Source organism: Brevibacterium sp. SIMBA_078 (genome assembly GCF_046534565.1).
Taxonomy (GTDB): Bacteria; Actinomycetota; Actinomycetes; order Actinomycetales; family Brevibacteriaceae; genus Brevibacterium.
On record NZ_JAWRYQ010000584.1, the window covers coordinates 1 to 236 of the forward strand.

At 50.8% G+C, this 236-nt stretch carries 1 protein-coding gene; it reads left to right on the top strand.

What is annotated here, in order from left to right; genetic code table 11:
* Window positions 1-236: NAD-dependent epimerase/dehydratase family protein (locus SB749_RS20885; RefSeq protein ID WP_410712002.1), on the top strand; the 236-nt coding region annotated here is incomplete at both ends.

Sequence of the window (236 nt, forward strand, 5' to 3'; positions counted from 1 at the left end):
TGGTTGAGCGGCTACTGAAAGATTACGCCACTGCTTATGGTGTCAACTCGATTTGTTTGCGCTACTTCAATGCGTGCGGCGCAGATCCAGAAGGCGACATAGGCGAGTGCCACGACCCTGAAACACACTTGATACCGCTCATTTTGCAGGCAGCCTCCGGCAGACGTGAGTCCATCACCGTCTTTGGTCGAGATTACGATACTGAAGATGGCACTTGTATCCGTGACTATATTCAT